We start from the raw sequence: 21,888 nt of genomic DNA, 5'->3' as shown, positions 1-21,888 counted from the left end.
GTTTTATGATTGTCACAGCCGCCGTTGGGCTGCCCGGTGCGTTATGTGACCGGGACGAATAGAGGTGCGGCAATTTAGCCCGCAGCATCGCGGCAGGGTCAACCGCTTTTTGACCAAACGGTGGAATTCCATACGGGTGGCCTAACGTAAGCTGCACCGCATAAGCACCGCGTCCACAGGGGCGGCGCCTTTGCGGGCATAATAACCGGGCCGGGTGCCGCAAGTGGCGAATCCGCATGCGTCATACAGCGCCTGCGCCGGGGCATTGTCGGCGGCCACCTCCAGAAAGGCTTCGGTGGCGCCGCGTGTGCGGGCGAGATCCTGCCAGTCCTGCATCACTTGCCGGGCCAGACCCTGGCGCTGATGCTCCGGATGGGTGGCGATGGTCAGCAATTCGGCCTCATCCGCGATAACGCGGACAAGGGCGAAACAGCGGGCATCACCGATTGCAAAGGTCAGGGGGCTGTCCAGAAGGTCGGCGAATTCCGCAGCGCTCCAGGGGCGGGACTGGGTAAAGGCCGCCGCGTGTGTCCTAGCCATGTCGTCTGTGGCTGGGGCAGAGGCCACGGCGTCAGCCATCGATCAGCGCAGGCGGAGTATCGCGCGCGGGCGCGGCATCGGCAGCGCGCAGATAGAGGGGCGCGGGGGCGGCGGTGTCCTGATCCATCCGGGCGGCTGCCAGACGCGCGATCGCCTCGGCCAGCCCTGCGGGAGAGGCCTCGGGCGCAAAGGTCAGCCCGGCACCGCGCGCGGCCTCTTCAGCTTCCTCGCGGGGCATCAGACGCGGTGCCTGATCCGGCAGGGCGGCATAGACCTGATCACGCGGGGCGGGAATGCCGGGCAGGGTTCCTGTGGCGGCGCGGGCGTCAAAACCGTCGATGCCCACCGCCGGAACGCCAAGACCCAGCGCCAGACCTCGGGCGGCGGAAACGGCAATGCGGATACCGGTGAAATTGCCGGGGCCGACGCCAACACCGATGGCATCCAGATCCGCCCACGTGGCGCCGCCAGTCGCCAGCACCTCTTCCAGCAGCGGCATCAACCGTTCGGCCTGCCCGCGTGTCATCGGCTCCAGCGCCTCGGCAACAAGGGTGTCACCGCGCAGCAAAGCGGCCGCGCAATGCGCGGCCGATGTGTCAAAGCCCAGAACCAGTGGTTCGGTTGTCATCCTCTGTCCTTTCAGGTCGCCAGCATGGCGACGGGTCTGTCCTGCCGCTCAGACGGCGACCGGGCGGACCTCGGTGACTTCGGGGATGTAGTGGCGCAGCAGGTTCTCGATGCCCATTTTCAAGGTCAGCGTCGAAGAAGGGCAGCCCGCGCAGGCGCCTTGCATATGCAGGTAGACGACGCCGCGTTCAAAGCCGTGGAAAGTGATATCGCCGCCGTCCTGGGCCACGGCCGGGCGCACGCGGCTGTCCAGCAAATCCTTGATCTGGTTCACGACTTCGCCGTCCTCGCCGCTGTGTTCGGCATGGCCCGAGGCCTGCTCACCGCCTGCGCTGATCACCGGCTGACCGGATTGGTAATGCTCCATCACCGCGCCCAGGATGGCAGGTTTGATGTGATCCCATTCGACGTCGTCGGCCTTGGTGACGGTGACGAAATCATTGCCGAAGAACACGCCGGTGACGCCGCTGACGGCGAAGATGCGGCTGGCCATAGGAGAGCTCTCTGCCGCTTCGGGGCTGGCGAAATCGGCGGTGCCTGCCTCCAGAACGGTCTGTCCCGGAAGGAATTTCAGCGTCGCCGGGTTGGGCGTGGATTCGGTCTGAATGAACATTTCGGGTCTCCGTTGGTCTGCAGGAGATATGCGCGCCGTGGCCGCACAAGTCAAGGTTTGGAACCGTTCTAAATTGCCAGAGCCACCTGTGCATCAGGGAACAGCGGCAGCAATTGAGGGCTCAGGTAATCGCTTCCAGCCGGTCCTTGGACAGATCGCCCGGCACGATGGTGATCGGCACCGGCAGACTGCCCGAGGTCTTGCTAAGCTGGTTTACCAGCGGTCCCGGCCCCTTGCGGTCGGTGCCCGCGCCCAGCACCAGAACGCCGATGTCGGGATCGGCTTCGATCTGCGCCAGGATCTCGGGCACGGCCTCGCCTTCGCGGATGATCAGCTCCGGATCCACCCCCTGACGGTCGCGCATCCATTTGGCGAAAACCTCGAAATGGGCATGGATGCGTTCGCGGGCCTCTTCGCGCATGACCTCGCCCACGCCGATCCAGTGATTGAATTCATCGGGTGGGATCACCGACAGGATCGCCACCCCGCCACCGGTGCGGGCCGCCCGCATCGCGGCGAACCGCATGGCGTTCAGACATTCGCGGCTGTCATCCAGCACAACCAGAAATTTGCGCATCTGTAGCCTCCACAATCCTGATCAATCTGCCCGAGGGGCCGCGTCCTGTCCATTGCTTTTCAGTGCGGCGCTGTTTGCCACCCGGGTTGCGTAGAGCATCAGGACCACCGCCAGCACCATCAGGCGGAACAGATGCGCCGCCGCGACAAAGGTAGGATCGGCGCCAAGCGCGGCGCCGAGAATGATCATGGTTTCCAGCCCGCCGGGGGAAAATCCCAGCAGCACATCCAACAGCGGCAGGCCCGACAGATAGGCCGCCGGCAGGGCCGCTATCGCTGCCAGCCCGCAGGTCAGAAGGACGATCACGCCGCCCGCCAGCAGGCTGCCCTGCAATTCGCGCCAGCTCATGCCGGTAAAGCGTCCCCCGATAAGGCTGCCCATCAGGATCAGCGCGCCCTGCGCCCCCCAGCCGGGCAACCCGCCCGCAGTCCAGCCGCCAAGATGGGTCGTCGCAGCGACGGTTATCCCGGCAATCAGCGTCGGGGCGGGCAGTTTGATCCGGCGCAGCAGCGGCGCGATAGCAAGGGCGATGGCGATTTGGATCGCGATCCAGCCCAGTGGTGTCACCGCAGCGCTGCCCGGCAGGCCAAAACCGATCTCCATCCCCGCAATGGTTGCCCCCAGCGGCACCAGCAGGGTCAGCGACATCAACCGGATCGAGGCCAGCACCATCGGCCGCGTCAGGGACAGAGACAGGCTGTCCGCCAGCGCGATCACCAGCCCCAGATGCCCGGGCGCGGCGGCGAGAAAGGATTCGTGTCGTTCAAACGGCAGGATGCGGGGCACCAGGCTACGCCCGGCGAAGGGCGTGACAATGGTCAGGGCCGCCAGCAGGCCAAAGGCCACTGGCCAGCGCATCATGGCGGCAAAACTTTCGGGGCTGACCATCGAACCGATGCTGAGCCCCATCACCAGAAACGCCGCATCCCGCAGCCGGGGCGCGATATCCATCGGTGCGCCCCAGAGCCCGGCAAGGCTGACGCCGATGGCAGGCCCGGCCAGCAGGGCCATCGGCATATGGATCAGGGAGGCGATCAAAGCTCCGACCCCGCCGACGGCGATGGTCAGAAAGCTTTGCCGCCACTCACCCATGTGTGGCAGCCCAGTCCCAATACATCTCACGCACGCGGCGGGCCATGGGGCCGATCTGATACTGACGGTCGTCGAAAGCGGTGACCGGGGTGACCTTGCTCATGTTGCCGGACATGAAGACTTCGTCGGCCTCCTCAAAGTCCTTAAAGCTCAGCACGGTCTCATGCACGGTGACGCCGTCGGCTTTCAGGTTCTTGATGTGACGGGCGCGGGTGATGCCGGCCAGGAAGGTGCCGTTGGCGATGGGGGTAAAGACCTCGCCATCGCGCACCATAAAGATATTGGCGGTAGCGGTTTCGGCCACGTTGCCCATGGCATCCTGCACCAGCGCGTTGGCAAAGCCCTTGGCGCGGGCTTCGCGCAGCATGCGGGCGTTGTTGGGGTAAAGGCAGCCGGCCTTGGCGTTGACTACGGCGTTTTCCAGCACCGGGCGGCGGTACTGGGTGCGGGTCAGCGTGGCGCTGGCATCCGCCGGGGCCATCGGGATCTCTTCCAGGCAGAGCGCGAACTTGGTGGTCTCCGGCTCGGGCGCAATCATCGTCGCATCGCCATCGGTGGCCCAGTACATCGGGCGGATATAGACCGCAGCGCCGGGGGCAAAGCGTTTCAGCCCCTCGCGGGTGATCTCCACCATATCCTCGACCGAGACGGTTGGTTTCATCATCAGCGCCGAGGCCGAGGCATTGGCGCGGGCGCAGTGTAGATCCAGATCCGGCGTCACCCCGTCAAACAGCCGCGCCCCGTCAAAGATCGAAGAGCCAAGCCAGGCCGCGTGGTCGGCGGCGGACATGATTGGCACGTCCCCGTCGTGCCACTGACCGTTGAAGTAGGTGTGGATGGTGCTGCCAGCTGCCATGATCGGGGCCTTTCAAAATGTCTTGCGTCCCCGGGACACTAGGAGGCTCTTCGGGCAAGGTCCAGTGCCCGGTCGGCGCTTCTTTGCACATGGGTGTGTGGGGGCTGTGGAGGTGTTGCGTTGCCACTGCGCGCCGGGACAAGGAGCTGGCAAGCTGTTTCGCACGCGAAACAAATGGGAAAACACCGAGGATCGGGCGCTTTGCGCGCGCCGCCCGGCGCGCGCCCGGCCCAAGGGGACAAGGCGCATTTGTGATGCGCAGCGTCCGGGCGGGAGTGCCCCGCCTGCCTGCCCGCCTGACTATATGGGCGCTTTACTGGGAGACCGCGCAGGACCCTGTGTCGGGACCTGCGCCGGATTGGGGGACCGGAGCGGCTCAGTTGCCCGGTGTCAGGCCCAGCTTCCCAAGGATCGCACCCGCGTCTGCGGCCCAGCGGTCGTGCAGCTCGGCATTGGTGTCATGGCGCAGGCCCATCGCGCGCAGCCCGTCGAATTTCTCCGAGGTTTGCGAGCCGAAAGAGGCGGCAACGCGGGGCCACCAGTAGTCCACCGCTTCCTGCGCCTGCGCTGTCTCGCCGTTCTCTACCAGCTGGGTCAGCCCCTCTTCGGCCAGCTCCGCATGGCGCTGCTCGATCGGGGCGATGCTGCGGAAAGCCTCTGCCAGAGGCTGGTAGGACACCTGCGACAACTCCCCAAGCTGCACCGTGACAGCGCGGCCCATCAGAAGGTTCATCACCACCGCGTCAAGCCAGCCTTCCAGCGGGTAGTTGAACACCGCAAGGCGCATGTCGTGCTTGCTGCGGCTCTGGCCGATGTCGGCATCGCGGGTCAACCGCGCGGTCCAGGGATGGTGATCGGCGTAGGCCTCGGTATCGGCGCCGAATTCCCCCATGATCCGCAGCACCTTGTCGGCATTGTCGGATTTCTCCAGCACGATCTTGGCGGCGGCGATGCGGGCCTTGATGCCGGGACCTTCGTTGATGATATCGGCAAAGCCCGCCGCCCCGGCGAGCTCGCTGTCGACAAAGGTCGCCATCAGTTTCAAGAGTTCCGCACGATAGCGCGGCGGCACGTTGGATGGATTGGTGAGCTTGCCGCCCTGCGCAAGATAGCTGCTGAGGCTCATGTCCTCGGCCATATCTGATCCTCCCTGAATTCGGCCCTGTGAAACGGGCCCTTAAACACAGACGCGCCCGGAAGGGCGCGCCATGAAATGCATTACTGATCGTAATCCACGACCACCCTATCGGTGACAGGATAGGCCTGGCAGGACAAGACGTAGCCCTTTTCGACCTCGTAATCTTCGAGCGCGTGATTGGTGACCATTTCCACCTCGCCTTCCAGCACCTTGCAGCGGCAGGTGGAGCAGACCCCGGCCTTGCAGGCATAGGGCGCGTCCATGGCGTTCTCCAGCGCCGCATCCAGGATGGTGGTGTCCTTGCCCATCTCGATGGTCTGGGTGGCGCCATCAAGGGTGATCGCGGCAGAGGTCTGGTTCGCGTTGCTGGCCGCATCGGCGGCGCTTGCCTTGCGCTTGGCCCGGCCGGGCTGGGCGCTGGCGAAGAGTTCGAACTTGATCTGATCGTCCTTCAGGCCAGCCGTGCGCAGCGCTGCGGCGATGCCCAGCATCATCGGTTCCGGCCCGCAGATAAAGGCGGTGTCGACGTTGTCGATATCAATCCAGTGCTCGAACAGCTGGGCGCATTTCTCCTCGGTCACCAGACCGGTGAAGAGGTCGATCTCCTGCGCATCGCTTTCCAGAATGTGGATGACGTTGAAGCGCCCCATGTAGAGGTTCTTCAGGTCCTCCAGCTCCTCGCGGAACATGATCGTGTTGACGCCCTTGTTGGCGTAAACCAGCGTGAAGGTCGAATTTGGCTCGGCCGCCAGGGTGGTCTTCAGGATCGACAGTACCGGGGTGATGCCGGATCCGCCGGCAAAGCCGAGGTAGGATTTTTCGGCGCCAGCATCGAGCGGCGTGAAGAAGGTGCCCATCGGCGCCATCGCCTGTAGGGTGTCACCGGGTTTGAGATCGGTATTGGCCCAAGTCGAAAAGGCGCCGCCATCGACGCGCTTGATGCCGACCTGCAGGATGCCGTCCTCCTTGCCCGCGCAGATCGAGTAGCTGCGACGCAGCTCCTCGCCGTCGAAATCGCGGCGGAAGGTCAGGTACTGGCCTTGGGTGAAATCGAACTCCGCCGCCGCGCCATTGGCGGGCTTCAGGGAGACAACAACCGCATCGCGGATCGTCTTGCGGACATCGGTGACTTCTAGATCGTGAAAGCGCGCCATGGAGGTCTCCTCAGATGCACTTGAAATAATCAAAGGGTTCGAGGCAGTCCTGACAGCGCCAGTGTGCCTTGCACGGGGTGGAGCCGAACTGGCTCACACGGGTGACGTTCTTGCTGCCGCAATGGGGGCATTTTTCCGGGCCGCCTGCCGCTTGCGGCGGGGCGATGCCGTATTCTTCCAGCTTGGCGCGGCCTTTTTCCGACAACCAGTCGGTGGTCCAGGGCGGGGCGATCTGGGTTTTGAGGCGGATGTCCTCGACCCCGTGATCGCGCAGGGCGGTTTCGATATCCATGTTGATCACCGCCGTCGCAGGGCAGCCCGAATAGGTCGGGGTGACAGCCACCTCCAGCGTATCGCCGTCCCAGGCGACACCGCGGATGATGCCGAGATCGACCAGAGAGATCACCGGGATTTCCGGATCGGGCACGGCGTCCAGCCATTCCCAGATCTGCTCCACGCTTGGCTTGTCTACTGTTTGGCTCATGTGGCTCACTCCACTTTAGCTTTGCCCGGTCGATAGGCCGGGCAGCCCCCGACCTCCCCCACGGGAGGGGGCTTCACCCCCACCCGAGGCCGGGGGTGCCCTTACTGTGATGCGGTTGTCGTTACCACTTGGCGCCGGGATAGGCGCGCTGCAGCCACTGCATATGGGTCAGCAGGTGGCCCAGGTGCTCGGTGTGCATCTTGCCGGTGCGCCCGCCCTTGTGACCAAAGGAACTGTCCGGGATGGTCAGCGTTGCCTCGCCCATGATCCGGCCGATCAGCGCATCAAAATCATCCCGCAGGCTGGCCGGATCGGGCGCAATACCCGCCTTCACCATCTCCGCGTCCACATCGTCGGACTGGAACATCTCGCCCACATAGGGCCAGAGGTAGTCCAGCGCCTCTTGCATGCGGCGGTGGCTTTCCTCGGTGCCATCGCCCAGACCTACGACCGTATCGGCCGAGCGTTCCAGATGATAGGCGACTTCTTTGCTGGCCTTGGCGGCAATCGCGGCGACCCGTTCGTCACTGGATTTCATCAGGTGACCCAGCTGGATCGAGTGCCAGGCATCGAACAGGCACTGGCGCATCAGGGTGCGGCCAAAGTCGCCGTTCGGCACCTCGACCAGCAGCACATTGCGGAAATCCCAGACGTCGCGCAGGAAGGCGAGGTCATCGGCGCTCTTGCCTTCACCCTGCACTTCGCCCGCAAGGCCAAGCCACATCTGGGTCTGGCCGATGAGGTCGAGCGCGGTATTGGCCAGCGCGATATCCTCTTCCAGAACCGGCGCGTGGCCGCACCATTCGCTGACGCGATGGCCCAGGATCAGGGTGTTGTCACCCATCCGCAAAAGGAACTGAGTAAAGGCTTCCTCGCGGGTCATCACATCGCTCCCACTTCTTCGGGGATGTCAAAGAAGGTCGGGTGACGGTAGACCTTGGATTCCGACGGCTCGTACAGCGGGCCTTTGTCACCGGGCGAGGAAGCGGCGATATTTTTCGCCTCTACCACCCAGATCGACACGCCTTCGTTGCGGCGGGTGTAGACGTCGCGAGCGTTTTTGATCGCCATTTCGGCGTCCGGCGCGTGCAGCGATCCGACGTGGCGGTGGCTCATGCCATGCTGACCGCGGATAAAGACTTCCCAAAGGGGCCATTCATGTTTCATGGGGTGTTCCTCCTGGCTGAGGGGCCACCCTGCCGCAGGTCTATGATGGACTGGGCAGGGGGCAGATAAGGCTTGGGTCGGTTATTCGGCGGCGTGTTTGCGCGCGGCCTTTTTCTGGGCGTGGGCCAGCAGGCCGTCACGGACCCATTCGCCGTCTTTCCAGGCGTCATTGCGCGCGGCCAGACGGTCGGTATTGCAGGGGCCGTTGCCCTGGATCACGTCGAAGAACTCCGACCAGTCGGGATCGGTGTAATCATAGTGACCGCGTTCCTCGTTCCACTTGATGCCGGGATCGGGAAGCTCAAGACCCAGGAACTCGATCTGCGGCACGGTCTGGTCGACGAACTTCTGACGCAGTTCGTCATTGGTGTTCATCTTGATCTTCCAGGCCATCGATTGCGCCGAGTGCACCGAATCCTTGTCCGAGGGACCGAACATCATCAGCGACGGGAACCACAGACGGTTCAGCGCGTCCTGCGCCATCTTCTTCTGCTCAGGCGTACCTTCGGCCATCTTGCGGATGGCGTCATAGCCCTGGCGCTGGTGAAAGCTTTCTTCCTTGCAGACCCGGATCATGGCGCGGCTGTAAGGGCCGAACGAGGTCCGTTGCAGCGGCACCTGGTTCATGATCGCAGCGCCGTCCACCAGCCAGCCCACTGCGCCGATATCGGCCCAGTTCAGCGTCGGGTAGTTGAAGATCGAGGAATACTTCATGCGGCCATCCAGCAGCATTTCCGTCAGCTCGTCACGGGACACACCCAGCGTTTCCGCCGCGCAGTAAAGATACAGACCATGGCCCGCCTCGTCCTGCACCTTGGCCAGCAGGATCGCCTTGCGCTCCAGCGTCGGGGCACGGGTGATCCAGTTGCCTTCGGGCAGCTGGCCGACGATTTCCGAGTGGGCGTGCTGGCCGATCTGGCGGATCAGCGTCTTGCGATAGCCCTCGGGCATCCAGTCCTTGGGCTCGATCTTTTCGCCCCGGTCGATCCGCGCCTGAAAGGCGGCGAGTTTTTCGGGGTCGTCTTGCGTGGCCTCGGATTTCACCATCTGAGCATACATAGCGCGTTTCCTCCCTTACTGATTACACACGTTCAAGGATCAGGGCGGTGCCCTGTCCGACACCAACGCACATGGTGCACAGCGCGTAGCGCCCGCCAGTACGTTGCAGTTGATAGGCGGCGGTCAGCACCAGCCGGGCGCCGGACATGCCAAGCGGATGGCCGATGGCGATAGCACCGCCATTGGGATTAACATGGGGCGCATCGTCCGCCACGCCAAGGGCGCGAAGGGTCGCAAGCCCCTGCGAGGCGAAGGCCTCGTTGAGTTCGATCACGTCCATCTGGTCGATGGTGAGGCCGGTGCGGGCCAGAACCTTTTGCGTCGCGGGGACCGGGCCGATGCCCATCACGCGGGGTTCGACCCCGGCGGCGGCCATGCCGACGATGCGGGCCATCGGTTTCAGGCCGTTCTTGGCCGCGGCTGCCTCATTCGCCATCAGGATGGCAGCGGCGCCGTCGTTGACGCCCGAAGCATTGCCTGCGGTCACGCTCTTGTCCGGGCCGTTGACGCCCTTCAGCTTCGCCAGCTTGTCGGCGCCGGTGCCGGGGCGGGGGTGTTCGTCGGTGTCCACGACCAGGGCATCGCCCTTGCGTTGCGGGATGGTCACCGGGGTGATCTCTTCGGCAAAGACGCCTGCCTCATGTGCGCTGGCCCAGCGGGCCTGGCTGCGGGCGGCGAATGCGTCCTGATCCTCGCGCGAGATATCATAATCTTCTGCAACGTTATCAGCGGTCTGCGGCATCGAGTCGGTGCCATACATCTCGTGCATCTTCTTGTTCACGAAGCGCCAGCCGATGGTGGTGTCGTAAACCGCATTGGCGCGGGTAAAGGCGCTGGTTGCCTTGGGCATCACGAAGGGCGCGCGGCTCATGCTTTCGACGCCGCCTGCGATGGCCATGTCATAGTCTCCGGCGCGGATGCCGCGGCTGGCCATGCCCACTGCGTCCATGCCGGATGCGCATAGGCGGTTGATGGTGGTGCCGGGCACATCCACCGGCAGGCCTGCCAGCAGGGCCGCCATGCGGGCCACGTTGCGGTTGCTTTCCCCGGCCTGGTTGGCATCGCCAAAGATCACATCGTCAATGCTGGCCCAGTCCACGTCCGGGTTGCGCGCGACCAGCGCGGCAATCGGGGCAGCGGCCAGATCGTCGGTGCGGACCTGGCTGAGGGCGCCGCCGTAGCGGCCAATGGGGGTCCGGGTGGCATCGCAGATGAATGCATCCATGGGGTTCGCGTCTCCTGTTTGGCTCAAAAATTAGCCGACCGTGTAGTCGGTGTACATTAAAGCAGCGATTCGCGGCAAGCAAAATGTAACGTAAAAGGTAGATGATTGGAAAATCTGTAACACATTGTCGGAATCTGAATGACTTAACGTCCTTTTCCATCGGCGCGGATTTTCTGTTGCGGCCTGCCTGCGCTTTCAGGCAGGCTGAAACAGAACGATCGGTCTGTTGTGGTGCGGAGGACATCGCGACAGCTTTGCTAGGCCTGAAACAGGCGCATTGCGTCACGGGGGAGAGGACATGGCGGATATTCTGCGCATCGGCGGCGCCAGCGGCTTCTGGGGGGATGCTGCGCTGGCCACACCGCAACTGCTGGCAGCGCGCGGGCTGGATTTCATCGTCTATGACTACCTGGCCGAGATCACCATGGCGATCCTGGCCCGCGCGCGCGCCAAGGATCCGGGCGCAGGCTACGCCACGGATTTCGTCAGCGGCGCCATGGCGCCCAACCTGTCCCAGATCGCGGCGCAGGGTGTGCGGATCATCTCCAACGCGGGTGGGGTGAACCCCGGCGCCTGTGCTGCAGCCCTGCGCGAGGAAATCGCCCGGCAGGGGTTGTCGTTGAAAGTGGCCACCATCGAAGGCGACGATCTGACCGGGCAGGCTGAAGAGATCGCCGCAACAGGCCCGGTCGAGATGTTCTCGGGCGCGCCTTTCCCGCCCAAGGACAAGATCGCCAGCATCAACGCTTATCTTGGCGCCTTTCCCATTGCCGCCGCGCTGGACCGGGGCGCTGATATCGTCATTACAGGTCGTTGCGTCGACAGCGCCGTCACCCTTGGCGCCTGCATGCATCATTTCGGCTGGGCGCCGCAGGATCTGGACCGGCTCGCAGGCGGGTCACTGGCAGGGCATATCCTGGAATGCGGACCGCAGGCCACCGGTGGGAATTTCACCGATTGGCGCGATGTGGTGCAGGGGCTGGACCGCATTGGCTATCCCATTGCCGAAGTCTGTCCCGATGGCTCCTTTGATGTCGTGAAGCCCGAAGGCACCGGCGGGCTGGTCTCTTGCGGCACGGTGGGCGAGCAGATGCTCTATGAGATCGGCGATCCGCAATCCTACGTGCTGCCGGATGTGATCTGTGACTTCTCGAATGTGACACTGACAGAGACCGCTCCGAACCGGGTGCATGTGGCGGGGGCCAAGGGGCGCGGCGTCCCCGGCGACTACAAGACCTGCCTCACCCATGCCGATGGCTATCGCGGCGGGCATATCTTTACCTTCTACGGGCTGGAGGCCGAGGAAAAGGCCCAGGCCTTTGCCGATGCGGCGCTGGCGCGGACCCGCGCGTCTCTGACCCGCATGAACGCGCCGGATTTCACCGATGTCAGCGTGGAGCTGATCGGCACCGAAAGCCAGTTCGGCGCGATGCGCCAAAGTCCGCCTGCGCGCGAGGTCGCCGCCAAGATCGCCGTGCGCCACGTCGATGCCCGCGCCGTGGGGCTGTTCATGAAAGAGGCAACCGGCCTGGGTCTTGCCACTCCGCCGGGCCTTTCAGGATTTGCGGGCACACGGCCCCGGCCTAGCCCGGTGCTGGCGTTGTTTTCCTACCTCACGCCAAAGGATCAGGTGTCGGTCACCCTGCGTGACGGGGCGGGAGAGGTCGAGATCCCGGCGGCTGCGCCGCAGCCCGCCGATCCGCCCAGGCGCCCTGCGCTGCCGGTAGCTTCGGCAGCGAATAGGGTGGTCGAGGTGCCGCTCGTGCGCCTGGCCTATGGGCGCAGCGGTGACAAGGGTGACACCGCCAATATTGGCATTCTCGCCCGTCGCCCAGACTTCATGCCCTGGATCTGGTCCGCGCTGGACGCGGACCACCTGACCCGCGTCTTTGGTCATTTCACCAAAGGCCGGATTGAGCGGTTCTACCTGCCGGGGAGTGCGTCGATGAACATCCTGCTGCATGGCGCGCTGGGCGGGGGCGGCACCTCCTCGCTGCGCAATGACCCGCAGGCCAAGGGATACGCCCAGCTGCTGCTGGCCGCCCCGGTGCCGGTGGATGCGGATCTGCTGGGGGAGTGGGATGAATAACGAAGTGTCAGCCAGAAGGGCAGAGCTCGTCCGCGGGCGGAAGCGAAGCGCCCGCCCATGGGGGCGGACGGGCGCTGCCCGGCCTGTTGGCCGGGCGGGACAAGGCAAGATGATACAGGGAGCCGTGACATGACAGTCTTTCAAAGCCGGATCAGCCCGGCCAGCGATGCCTTTCAGCAGAACCGCGCCGAGATGCTGGCGCTGGTGGATCGGATGCGCGCGCTTGAGGCCCGCGCGGCCGCGAAATCCGATGAGCGCCGCCCGGTCTTTGACAAGCGTGGCCAGCTCTCCCCGCGTGAGCGGATCTCGGCGCTCTTGGATCCCGGCATGCCCTTTGTCGAACTCTACAACATGGCCTCATACCTCGTGGATGACCCGGATCCCGAGACCTCGATCCCCGGTGCCTCGATCATCACCGGGATCGGCTATGTCTCGGGTGTGCGCTGCATGGTCTTTGCCGATGATGCGGGGATCAACGCGGGCGCGATGACCGGCAAATCGGTGGACAAGGCGCTGGGCGCGCTGGAGATCGCGCATCGCCAGAAGCTGCCCTTTATTCATCTGGTCGAAAGCGCGGGCGCCGATTTGATGCGCTACACGGTGGAACTCTGGGCCCATGGCGGGGGCATGTTTGCTGGGCTTGCAAGGCTCTCGGCGGCAGGCATTCCGGTGATCACGGTGCTGCATGGCGCATCGACCGCCGGGGGCGCGTATCAGCCGGGCCTGTCGGACTATGTGATCGGGGTCAAGGGCAACGGCATGGCTATGCTGGCGGGTGCCGCGCTGGTGCAGGCCGCCACCGGAGAGGTCGCCAAGGACGTCGACCTTGGCGGTGCCGAGATGCACGCCGAGGTGACCGGACTGGTGGAGTACCTGGCCGAGGATGACGCCCACGGGATCGAAATCGCCCGCGATGTGGTCGCCGGGCTGGGCTGGCCTTCGGGGGCTGCGCAGGTTCCAGACTATGACGCGCCGCACCACGATCCCGATGAACTCGCAGGCGTTGTGCCGGTTGATTACCGCAAACCCTACGACATGCGCGAGGTCGCGGCGCGGATCGTGGATGGCTCGCGCCTTTTGGATTTCAAACCGGGCTACGGGCCTGCAACCCTGTGTCTGCAGGCGCGCATAATGGGGCAGCCGGTGGGGATCCTCGCCAACAACGGCCCCATCGACCCGGACGGCGCCACCAAGGCGACGCATTTCCTGCAGGCGATGGATCAGGCGGGCACGCCGGTTGTCTTTCTGGGTAACACCACCGGCTACATGGTCGGCACCGAATATGAACGCGGCGGTATGATCAAACACGGCTCCAAGATGATCCAGGCGGTCACAAACCTGCGGGTGCCCAAGATCTCGCTCTATGTGGGGGCCAGTTTCGGGGCCGGGAACTATGGCATGTGCGGCCATGCCTTTGGCGCCGACTTCCTGTTCACATGGCCCAATGCCATGACCGGCGTGATGGGCGGCGAACAAGCCGCGCTGACCATGGAGCAGGTCGCCCGCCGCACCGCCGAACGCAAGGGCTTCCCGGTGGATGAGGAACGACTTGCCGCCCAGCGGGCCAAGATCACAGCGCATTTCGACCGGCAATCGGATGCGTTTTACACCTCGGGCCATATGCTCGACATGGGGATGATCGATCCGCGTGACACACGCCGGGTGATCGGCTTTTGCCTTGCCACCTGCGCCGAAGGGCGCGCGCGCGATTTGCGGCCCAACGCCTTTGGCGTGGCGCGGGCATGACGGGGGAGACGGACATGACACAGATCACATCACTCCTTGTGGCCAACCGAGGCGAGATCGCCCTGCGCATCATGAAAACCGCCCGCGCCATGGGCATCACCTGCATCGCGGTCCACACCGAGGCGGACGCCGCCAGCCCGCATGTGGCTTTTGCCGACCGCGCCATTTGCATTGGCGCGGGGCCAGTGGGCGACAGCTATCTTGCGGCGGAAAAACTGATCGCGGCGGCACGGGAGGCGGGTGCGGATGCGGTGCATCCGGGCTATGGCTTCCTGTCGGAAAGCGCCGAATTCGCAAGCGCCTGCACAGGGGCGGGCCTCATCTTCATCGGCCCCGGTGCCGAGGCGATTGCGCTGATGGGGAACAAGGCCGCCGCCAAGCGCCGCATGATCGCGGCGGGGGTGCCTTGTGTGCCGGGATACGAGGGCGAGGATCAGTCGGCGGATGTCTTGGCGGCAGAGGCTGCGCGCATCGGCTATCCGGTGATGATCAAGGCAGCAGCAGGTGGCGGCGGGCGCGGCATGCGTCTGGTGGAGGCGCAAGCGGAGTTCGCAGGTGCATTGGGGCTGGCGCAAAGCGAGGCTTTGTCCGCCTTCGGATCAGACGAGGTGATCCTGGAAAAAGCGGTGATCCGCCCGCGCCATGTGGAAATACAGGTCTTTGCCGACAGGAATGGCAACACGATCCATCTGGGCGAACGCGATTGTTCCGTGCAGCGCCGCCATCAAAAGGTGGTGGAGGAAGCGCCAAGCCCGGCGCTTGATGCGGATCTGCGCGCCCGCATGGGCGCCGCCGCCGTGGAGGCCGCCCGCGCCATTGGCTATGTCGGCGCCGGCACGGTGGAGTTCCTGCTGGACGACAGCGGTGCCTTCTACTTCCTTGAGATGAACACGCGTCTGCAGGTGGAGCACCCGGTCACCGAAATGGTCACCGGTCTGGATCTGGTGGCGCTGCAGATCCGCGTGGCGGCGGGGCAGCCCCTTGGCATCGTGCAAGAGGATGTGACCCTGACCGGCCACGCCATTGAGGTGCGCCTTTATGCCGAGGACCCCGCACAGGATTTCCTGCCGCAGGCCGGGCGCATTGCCCAGTGGCAGCCCCCGGTTGGCACGGGCATCCGCGTCGATGCGGGGATTGCCAGCGGGCAGGAGGTCTCTCCTTATTACGATCCGATGCTGGCGAAACTGATCGCCCATGGCGCGACCCGGGCCGAGGCGTTGGAACGGCTGATCGGCGCACTGAAGGATCTGGCGCTGTTCGGCCCGGCGAGCAACCGCGATTTCCTGCTCAGGGTGCTGAACCATCCCGAGTTCGCCGAGGGGAAGGCCACCACCGGTTTCATTGCAGATCATCTGCCTGAGGATCTGACCGCACCGCTTGGTTCGGCAGAGGTCGCTCTGGCGGCGGCGCTGATCTATCGCAGTGATCAGGCGGCGATGGCCAAGACCAGCGGCGTTGCGCCCGAGCTTCTTGGCTGGTCCGCGCAAGGGGCTTTGCAAGCGCGGCTGAAGATCGCTGCCGGTGAGGCGGTCCATGATCTGAGGCTCAGCGAGATGGGCGGTGTCTTGACCGTCGCAGGGGGGGAGTGGTCGCATCAAGTGACCGGGCTGGACAGCGCGCTGCGCGTGGATGGCACCCGCGCGGATCTGCGGCACACTCATATGGAGGGCGATTGTCTTTTCCTGGCGACGGGCGCGCGCATTTTCGAGGTCACGCGCATCCGCGCCGGGGCCAGCGCGGCAGCAGGAGAGGCTGATGGCCAGATCACCGCGCCGATGCATGGCGCGCTCTTGGAGGTCTGCGTCGTGGTGGGCGACAATGTTGAACCGGGCAGCCGCCTCGCGGTGCTGGAGGCGATGAAGATGCAGCATGAAATCCTTGCCCCCGCTGCTGGCGTGGTGGTCGAGGTTCCGGTCGCCGCAGGCACGCAGGTCAAGGCAGGCGATCTGTTGGTTTCCATCGACGTGGCAGGCGGCGCGGCATGAAATCGGATCTGTGCAAGCAGCTTGGCATTGAATTTCCGCTTTTTGCCTTTTCCCATTGCCGCGATGTGGTGGCCGCCGTCACCAATGCGGGCGGCATGGGCGTCTTTGGCGCCGCGATGATGAGCCCCGAGCAATTGGAAGAGGAACTAAGCTGGATCGACGATCACGTGGACGGGCGACCCTATGGCGTCGATCTGATCGTGCCCAATAAGTTCGAGGCCAAGGGGCAGGACATTCCTGACGAACAGATCCTTGCCATGGTGCCCGAGGGGCATAAGGAATTCGCGGCCTCGGTGCTGCGCGACAAGGGCCTTGATCCCGGTGATCTGGACGCGCGGCGGCAGGAGCTGTTGGTCTTTCGCGACAATATCAGTGCGGATGGGGCACGACGCAGTCTGGAGGTCGCCTTTCGCCACCCCATCGCGCTGATTGCCAATGCGCTGGGCGTGCCGCCTGCCGACATGCTGGAGATGGGCAAGGCACAAGGCGTCGCCGTGGCGGCGCTGGTGGGCACGGCACAGCACGCCCGCGCGCAGGTCGCGGCCGGGGTGGATATCATCGTTGCCGCAGGCGGAGAGGCCGGCGGGCACACGGGTGAAATTTCCACCATGGTGCTGGTGCCCGAGGTGGTTCAGTCCATCGCCGATATGGGCGCTGATGTGCCCGTGCTGGCGGCGGGCGGCATCGCCAGCGGCGCGCAGATGGCGGGCGCCATGGCGATGGGGGCGGCGGGGGCCTGGTGCGGCTCGGTCTGGCTGACCACCACCGAGGCGGAGACCAACCCGGTGGTGAAGGAAAAGATGCTGGCGGCCAGCAGCGCCGATACGGTGCGGGCGCGGTCGCGCACCGGCAAGCCCTCGCGCCAGCTCATCAGCGGCTGGACCGAGGCCTGGGAAGGGAAAGGCGCGCCCAAACCGCTGCCGATGCCCTTGCAGACGCTGGTATCTGAACCGGCGCTGGCGCGGATCGACCAGCTGAGCCAGACAGGCGATGCAGGCGCACAGGAGCTGGCCACCTATTGGGTCGGGCAGGGCGTTGGTCTGATGACGCAGGCCATGTCCGCAGGCGCGGTGGTGCAGGCCTTCAAGGAGGATTTCCTGCGTGGCTACGAAAGGCTTCAGGCGGCGCTGGAGGGCTGAGGCAAAGGGCCGGAGCGGTCAATCGCCGGTGTAGTGCAGCACCGTGTTGGGATAGCCGGTGCCGTCGATCTCAAAGACGGTTTCGCCAACCGAGGCAAATCCGTGACGGTGATAAAACCCGATGGCGGGAGTGTTTTCGGAGTTCGTGGAGAGCCACGGCGCGCCCAATCCCTTGGCGCGGCAATGGTCCAGTCCAGCCCGTAACAGCGCCTGTCCGATGCCCCGCCCGTGGTGGCGCGGCTGCACGTAAAGGGTTGTGATCTCGGTGTTTGTGCCGCCGACTGGTGAGGGGCGATCTTCGGTGATCCGGATATAACCATCGATCCCGACCCGGTTCTGCGACACGATCAGCGTCTCACCCGGGTCCTGCAGCAGCGCGGCGAAATGGGCGGGGGTAAAGGCCTCCAGCACAAAGGTGGCAAAGGTGTCATTGACGCCCTCGCGCAGGTAGGTGCCGGTCCAGACCTCGATCGACAGCGCCGCCAGCGCGGCGCAATCGGTGGTTTTTGCCGGGCGCAGCTGCAGGAGGTGTTTGGTTTGGGGCTTTGCGGACATGGGGGTCTTTCCGTTTTCTGTCTGCGCATCCGTTGCGCCGCAACAGGGATCACATCCCGGCAGCGGTGGAAATGGCGCGCCTGCATTTCGCGCTGTGGTTGCGGTGTGGCGGCAACAGGCCGGGTGCGCTGATCTTAGGCTTTTGCGGCTGGCCTTCTTGCTTCACCTGTTTAATAGTTTGCGGACAAATCGCGGAGCAACGGGAGGGGAGCGCCGATGAATATTCTCTACATCATGTTTGACCAGCTGAGGTTCGATTACCTCAGCTGTGCGGGGCACCCTCATCTGCAGACGCCGCATATCGATGCGCTGGCAGCAAAGGGCGTGCGCTTTACCCGCGCCTATGTGCAGTCGCCGACCTGCGGCTCGTCGCGGATGTCCAGCTATACCGGGCGCTATCCTTCCAGCCACGGGGTGCAGTTCAACGGCTATCCCCTGCGGGTTGGGGAATGGACTATGGGCGATCACCTGCGCCGTGCCGGGATGGGCTGCCATTTGATCGGCAAGACCCATATGGTGGCCGATGCCGACGGGATGGAGCGTCTGGGGCTGGCGCCCGACAGTGTGATCGGCGTGCGGCAGAGCGAATGCGGCTTTGATCCATTCATTCGCGACGACGGGCTTTGGGCCGAGGGGCCGGACGGGTTCTACGATGCCAAGCGCAGCCCGTATAACGAATACCTGAAATCCAAGGGCTATCCTGGCGAAAACCCATGGAACGACTTTGCCAATGCCGGGGTCGAGGGTAATGACGTCGCCTCGGGCTGGTTCATGGTCAATGCCGACAAGCCTGCCAATATCGCCGAGGAGGACAGCGAAACCCCCTGGCTGACCACCCAGGCGATGGAGTTCATCACGCAGGCTGAGGCGAAGGGCGATCAGCCCTGGTGCGCGCATCTGAGTTATATCAAGCCACATTGGCCCTATATCGTTCCGGCGCCCTATCACGACATGTACGGCCCCGAACACGTGCTACCCGCCGTGCGTTCGGAAGCGGAGCGGGAAGATCCGCATCCGGTCTTTGGCGGCATGATGAACAACCGTATCGGCAAGACATTCTCGCGTGATGAAGTGCGCGAGCGGGTGATCCCCGCCTACATGGGGCTGATCAAGCAGGCCGACGACCAGATGGGCCGACTGTTCGCCTGGCTGGAAGAGACCGGGCGGATGAAGGACACGATGATCGTGGTGACCTCGGACCATGGCGATTATCTGGGCGATCACTGGATGGGCGAGAAGAACCTGTTTCACGAACCGTCGATCAAGGTGCCGCTGATCATCTACGATCCGCGCGCCGAGGCCGATGTCACCCGGGGCACTACCTGTGATGAGCTGGTGGAGGCGATCGACCTGTTGCCCACCTTCCTTGAGGTCGCGGGCGGCGCTCCGGCGCCGCATATCCTGGAGGGGCGCTCACTGATGCCGCTGCTGCGCGGGGAGGAAACCGAGTGGCGCGATCATGCGGTGGCCGAATTCGATTACGCCACCAACCCGATCTGCGAAACGCTGGGGCTGGCGCCAAAGGATGCGCGGCTGTTCATGGTGGTGGACCGGCGCTGGAAGTTCATGCATGCCGAAGGCGGCCTGCGCCCGATGCTGTTCGATCTGGAAACCGATCCGGACGAGCTGGTGGATCTGGGCGCCAGCGCCGAGCATGCCGAGGTGATCGACCTGATGTACGACCGGTTGCTGGCCTGGGGGCTGCGCATGTCCCAGCGCATCACCCTGTCGGATGAACAGATTGCCGCACGCCGTGGCAAGGCGCCGCGCAAGGGCATCCTGCTGGGCGTCTATGAACCGGATGAGCTGGCGCCCGAGCTGACAGCGAAATACAGGGGCGCTGTTCCGTCAGAATAGGGCAGGCAATACGGGGAGGCTCCCGCCCGGCCGGGTCCTTTTGAAAAAGGACGCAGGCCCGTTGGGCCGGGCGCCGCGCAGGGCGCGGCGCTGCACCGTGCAAAGCACGGTGCCATGCCCAAGGCCGCCAGGGACGACCCGGCCCCGCTGGTGGTCCTGCGGGCGCGGGAGCCTTCCGCCCCCTTCGTGAGGAGAGATCGGATGCGCACATTCTATGCCGTCTCAGCCATCATCGGCACGTTGGTGCCCTGGCTGTTCTTCGGCTCCTTCTTTGCCCTCAACGGGATTGATATCCCGGCCTTTCTGCGTGGGTTGTTTGCCAATGGCGCGGCGGCAGGGTTCTCTGCCGATGTTCTGCTGTCGATGCTGGTGTTCTGGGTCTGGAGCTGGCGGGACGCCCGCGATCTGGGCCTGCGCCGCTGGTGGTTGGTCCTACCTGCAGGCTGCACCGTTGGGCTATCCCTTGCACTGCCGCTGTATCTCTGGATGCGCGAAGGGCGGATGGGCCCGACCTGATCTTGTCAGACTGCCGGGGCCGGGCGCCGTTGCCTCTGGCCGGGGGGCACCCTATCCTGCGGCCAAAGCCAAAGAGGCGGGAGAACGGAACAGGCATGGCCGGGCAGAGCGAGCAGCTACTCAATGCGATCCTCAGCGATATCGACGCCGGGCGGCTGAGTCCGGGCGATGTGCTGGACGAAGCCGGTCTTGTGGCCCGGCACAACGTCTCGCGCACGCCAGTGCGGGAGGTGCTGATCCAGTTGGAAACCGCCGGGCTGATCCGCCGTCTGCCGAGGAAGGGCGCGGTGCTGTTCAAGCCGACGCTGGAGGAATTCCTCGCCATCCTCGAAGTGCACGCCAAGCTGGAAGGACAGGCCGCGGGCCTTGCCGCGCGCCGCATGACAAAGGCGCAGGGCAAAGAGCTGGAGCGCATCGTCTCTGCCTGCGAGGCGCACGCGGCCGAGAAGGGCGACGGCGATCCCGATGGTTACTATCAGCTAAACCTGCGCTTTCACGAGGTGATCGCGCTTGGCTCGGGTAATCCCTTCCTTGTGGAGATGATCAAAACGAACGCGCGCAAACTGATGGCCTATTACCGGGCGCGCTACCGCTATCCCGGTTCCATCGCGCAATCGGCCAAGGACCACCGCAGGCTGGCTGGGTTGATTGCGGCGCATGACAGCGCAGCAGCGGAGGCCGAGATGGCCGCTCATGTGCAATTTGATCAGGTCACGGTGATGGATCTGCTGGCGGCGCTGGGCTGAGCTGCCTCAGCCGATGCCCTGCTCGAAGAACCGCGCCAGCGCCTCGGCGAAGCGGGCCTGATCAGATGTCTCCGCAAGGCTTGCCACAGCCTGCGCATGCACATCTTCCGGCAACATGCCCTTCATTTCCTCGGTCAGGGCGGTGATGAAGCCATGGCTCATTTCCGGGTGATGCTGGGTGGTCCAGATGTGGCGGCCGATGGTGAACCCCGCGATCATGCCGTTGCTGGTGGCTGTCCGCACCGCGCCCTGCGGCATGGCGCAGACGCATTCCTTGTGAGACCCATAAAGGCGCAGGGGATCGGGTAGCTCCCGCGCCCAGGGCGGGGTGTCCTGCAAGGTGTTGAGCGTCAGCCCCTGCACCCAGCCGCAAGGGTTGCTACCAAGAGCACCGCCAAGGGCCTGCGCCACGGCCTGGTGGCCAAAACAGGCACCAAAGAGGGGCTGCTTGCGGGCGTTCATGTCCCGGATCAGATCCATCAGCGGCGGGGTCCAGGGCAGATCATCACGGACCGAGGCCGGACTGCCGGTGATCATCGCACCGTCAAAATCCGCGATGTCCTTGGGGAACACGCCATCCTTTACCGAAAAGACCGAAACGTCCCAGCCGGGGCGGGCCATATGGATGAGGTCCGTGAACTTCTCACCATCCTTGGGGTGATGCGCGGCAAAGTCGCTCTCGTCCGTGTTGGTCATCAGAATGGCCAAGTGCATGATATGCCT

At 64.5% G+C, this 21,888-nt stretch carries 22 protein-coding genes; 7 read left to right on the top strand and 15 right to left on the bottom strand.

What is annotated here, in order from left to right:
* Positions 1-141: 141 nt before the first annotated feature.
* The 13 genes from SM766_RS06405 to pcaF all read right to left on the bottom strand — a co-directional run bounded on the left by SM766_RS06405 (position 142) and on the right by pcaF (position 10,532).
* Positions 142-540 carry a GNAT family N-acetyltransferase gene (locus SM766_RS06405; protein ID WP_368947271.1) on the bottom strand — a complete coding sequence of 133 codons (399 nt, stop codon included), beginning with the start codon at positions 538-540 and terminating at the stop codon, positions 142-144.
* A gap of 31 nt (positions 541-571) precedes the next feature.
* Complete coding sequence (gene tsaB, locus SM766_RS06400; RefSeq protein ID WP_065272545.1) at positions 572-1,168, bottom strand: tRNA (adenosine(37)-N6)-threonylcarbamoyltransferase complex dimerization subunit type 1 TsaB; 597 nt, start codon at positions 1,166-1,168, stop codon at positions 572-574.
* A 48-nt stretch (positions 1,169-1,216) separates the two neighbouring features.
* Positions 1,217-1,780 carry a NifU family protein gene (locus SM766_RS06395; RefSeq protein ID WP_368947270.1) on the bottom strand — a complete coding sequence of 188 codons (564 nt, stop codon included), beginning with the start codon at positions 1,778-1,780 and terminating at the stop codon, positions 1,217-1,219.
* Positions 1,781-1,901: 121 nt separating this feature from the next.
* A complete protein-coding gene (locus SM766_RS06390) occupies positions 1,902-2,357 on the bottom strand; it encodes a universal stress protein (protein ID WP_065272547.1) in 456 nt (151 codons plus the stop codon).
* A 21-nt stretch (positions 2,358-2,378) separates the two neighbouring features.
* Positions 2,379-3,449: an AbrB family transcriptional regulator gene (locus tag SM766_RS06385; RefSeq protein WP_368947269.1), complete on the bottom strand. Its 1,071-nt coding sequence runs from the start codon at positions 3,447-3,449 to the stop codon at positions 2,379-2,381.
* Positions 3,442-4,305: a branched-chain amino acid aminotransferase gene (locus SM766_RS06380; protein WP_065272549.1), complete on the bottom strand. Its 864-nt coding sequence runs from the start codon at positions 4,303-4,305 to the stop codon at positions 3,442-3,444. The genes SM766_RS06385 and SM766_RS06380 overlap by 8 nt, the downstream gene beginning before the upstream one ends.
* Positions 4,306-4,681: 376 nt before the next feature.
* Positions 4,682-5,443: a Phenylacetic acid catabolic protein gene (locus SM766_RS06375; protein ID WP_274827623.1), complete on the bottom strand. Its 762-nt coding sequence runs from the start codon at positions 5,441-5,443 to the stop codon at positions 4,682-4,684.
* Positions 5,444-5,523: 80 nt separating this feature from the next.
* Complete coding sequence (gene paaE / locus SM766_RS06370; protein WP_065272551.1) at positions 5,524-6,597, bottom strand: 1,2-phenylacetyl-CoA epoxidase subunit PaaE; 1,074 nt, start codon at positions 6,595-6,597, stop codon at positions 5,524-5,526.
* A gap of 10 nt (positions 6,598-6,607) precedes the next feature.
* Positions 6,608-7,081, bottom strand: a complete 474-nt coding sequence (gene paaD / locus SM766_RS06365; RefSeq protein ID WP_065273708.1) for a 1,2-phenylacetyl-CoA epoxidase subunit PaaD — start codon at positions 7,079-7,081, stop codon at positions 6,608-6,610.
* A gap of 121 nt (positions 7,082-7,202) precedes the next feature.
* Positions 7,203-7,964 (bottom strand): 1,2-phenylacetyl-CoA epoxidase subunit PaaC, encoded by a 762-nt coding sequence (gene paaC / locus SM766_RS06360; protein WP_065272552.1) that lies wholly within the window; start codon positions 7,962-7,964, stop codon positions 7,203-7,205.
* Positions 7,964-8,248: a 1,2-phenylacetyl-CoA epoxidase subunit PaaB gene (paaB, locus tag SM766_RS06355; protein WP_368947268.1), complete on the bottom strand. Its 285-nt coding sequence runs from the start codon at positions 8,246-8,248 to the stop codon at positions 7,964-7,966. The genes paaC and paaB overlap by 1 nt, the downstream gene beginning before the upstream one ends.
* Positions 8,249-8,329: 81 nt before the next feature.
* Positions 8,330-9,307 carry a 1,2-phenylacetyl-CoA epoxidase subunit PaaA gene (gene paaA, locus SM766_RS06350; protein WP_065272554.1) on the bottom strand — a complete coding sequence of 326 codons (978 nt, stop codon included), beginning with the start codon at positions 9,305-9,307 and terminating at the stop codon, positions 8,330-8,332.
* 22 nt (positions 9,308-9,329) lie between these two features.
* Positions 9,330-10,532: a 3-oxoadipyl-CoA thiolase gene (pcaF, locus tag SM766_RS06345; protein WP_065272555.1), complete on the bottom strand. Its 1,203-nt coding sequence runs from the start codon at positions 10,530-10,532 to the stop codon at positions 9,330-9,332.
* A 298-nt stretch (positions 10,533-10,830) separates the two neighbouring features.
* On the opposite strand from pcaF, the gene SM766_RS06340 reads away from it, so the two are divergent.
* From SM766_RS06340 to SM766_RS06325, 4 genes are all read left to right on the top strand, one after another.
* Positions 10,831-12,621: an acyclic terpene utilization AtuA family protein gene (locus tag SM766_RS06340; protein ID WP_368947267.1), complete on the top strand. Its 1,791-nt coding sequence runs from the start codon at positions 10,831-10,833 to the stop codon at positions 12,619-12,621.
* 129 nt (positions 12,622-12,750) lie between these two features.
* Entirely contained in the window at positions 12,751-14,367 is a 1,617-nt protein-coding gene (locus SM766_RS06335; protein ID WP_368947266.1) for an acyl-CoA carboxylase subunit beta, read from the top strand.
* 14 nt (positions 14,368-14,381) lie between these two features.
* Entirely contained in the window at positions 14,382-16,352 is a 1,971-nt protein-coding gene (locus SM766_RS06330) for an acetyl-CoA carboxylase biotin carboxylase subunit (protein ID WP_368947265.1), read from the top strand.
* Positions 16,349-17,491, top strand: coding sequence for a nitronate monooxygenase (locus tag SM766_RS06325; protein WP_368947264.1), 1,143 nt, complete (start codon positions 16,349-16,351; stop codon positions 17,489-17,491). The genes SM766_RS06330 and SM766_RS06325 overlap by 4 nt, the downstream gene beginning before the upstream one ends.
* A gap of 18 nt (positions 17,492-17,509) precedes the next feature.
* On the opposite strand, the gene SM766_RS06320 is transcribed toward SM766_RS06325, so the two are convergent.
* Positions 17,510-18,046: a GNAT family N-acetyltransferase gene (locus tag SM766_RS06320; RefSeq protein WP_368947263.1), complete on the bottom strand. Its 537-nt coding sequence runs from the start codon at positions 18,044-18,046 to the stop codon at positions 17,510-17,512.
* 216 nt (positions 18,047-18,262) lie between these two features.
* Here SM766_RS06320 and SM766_RS06315 point away from each other — a divergent pair, with 216 nt between their 5' ends.
* The 3 genes from SM766_RS06315 (at position 18,263) to SM766_RS06305 (ending at position 21,165) form a co-directional block, all read left to right on the top strand.
* Positions 18,263-19,903, top strand: coding sequence for a sulfatase-like hydrolase/transferase (locus tag SM766_RS06315; RefSeq protein WP_065272560.1), 1,641 nt, complete (start codon positions 18,263-18,265; stop codon positions 19,901-19,903).
* 201 nt (positions 19,904-20,104) lie between these two features.
* Positions 20,105-20,419, top strand: a complete 315-nt coding sequence (locus SM766_RS06310; protein ID WP_368947262.1) for a DUF2834 domain-containing protein — start codon at positions 20,105-20,107, stop codon at positions 20,417-20,419.
* A gap of 95 nt (positions 20,420-20,514) precedes the next feature.
* The gene (locus tag SM766_RS06305; RefSeq protein ID WP_368947261.1) at positions 20,515-21,165 is read left to right on the top strand and encodes a GntR family transcriptional regulator; all 651 of its coding nucleotides are present in this window, start codon (positions 20,515-20,517) and stop codon (positions 21,163-21,165) included.
* A gap of 6 nt (positions 21,166-21,171) precedes the next feature.
* Here the strand turns inward: SM766_RS06305 and SM766_RS06300 are convergent, their stop codons facing one another.
* Positions 21,172-21,879, bottom strand: a complete 708-nt coding sequence (locus SM766_RS06300; RefSeq protein ID WP_368947260.1) for a type 1 glutamine amidotransferase — start codon at positions 21,877-21,879, stop codon at positions 21,172-21,174.
* Positions 21,880-21,888 lie beyond the last annotated feature (9 nt).

The organism is Pseudophaeobacter sp. A-200-2 (genome assembly GCF_041008815.1).
GTDB classification, from domain to species: domain Bacteria; phylum Pseudomonadota; class Alphaproteobacteria; order Rhodobacterales; family Rhodobacteraceae; genus Phycobacter; species Phycobacter gallaeciensis_A.
Note: the sequence above shows the minus strand (reverse complement) of the source record. Positions and strands in the feature narration are given on the sequence as shown.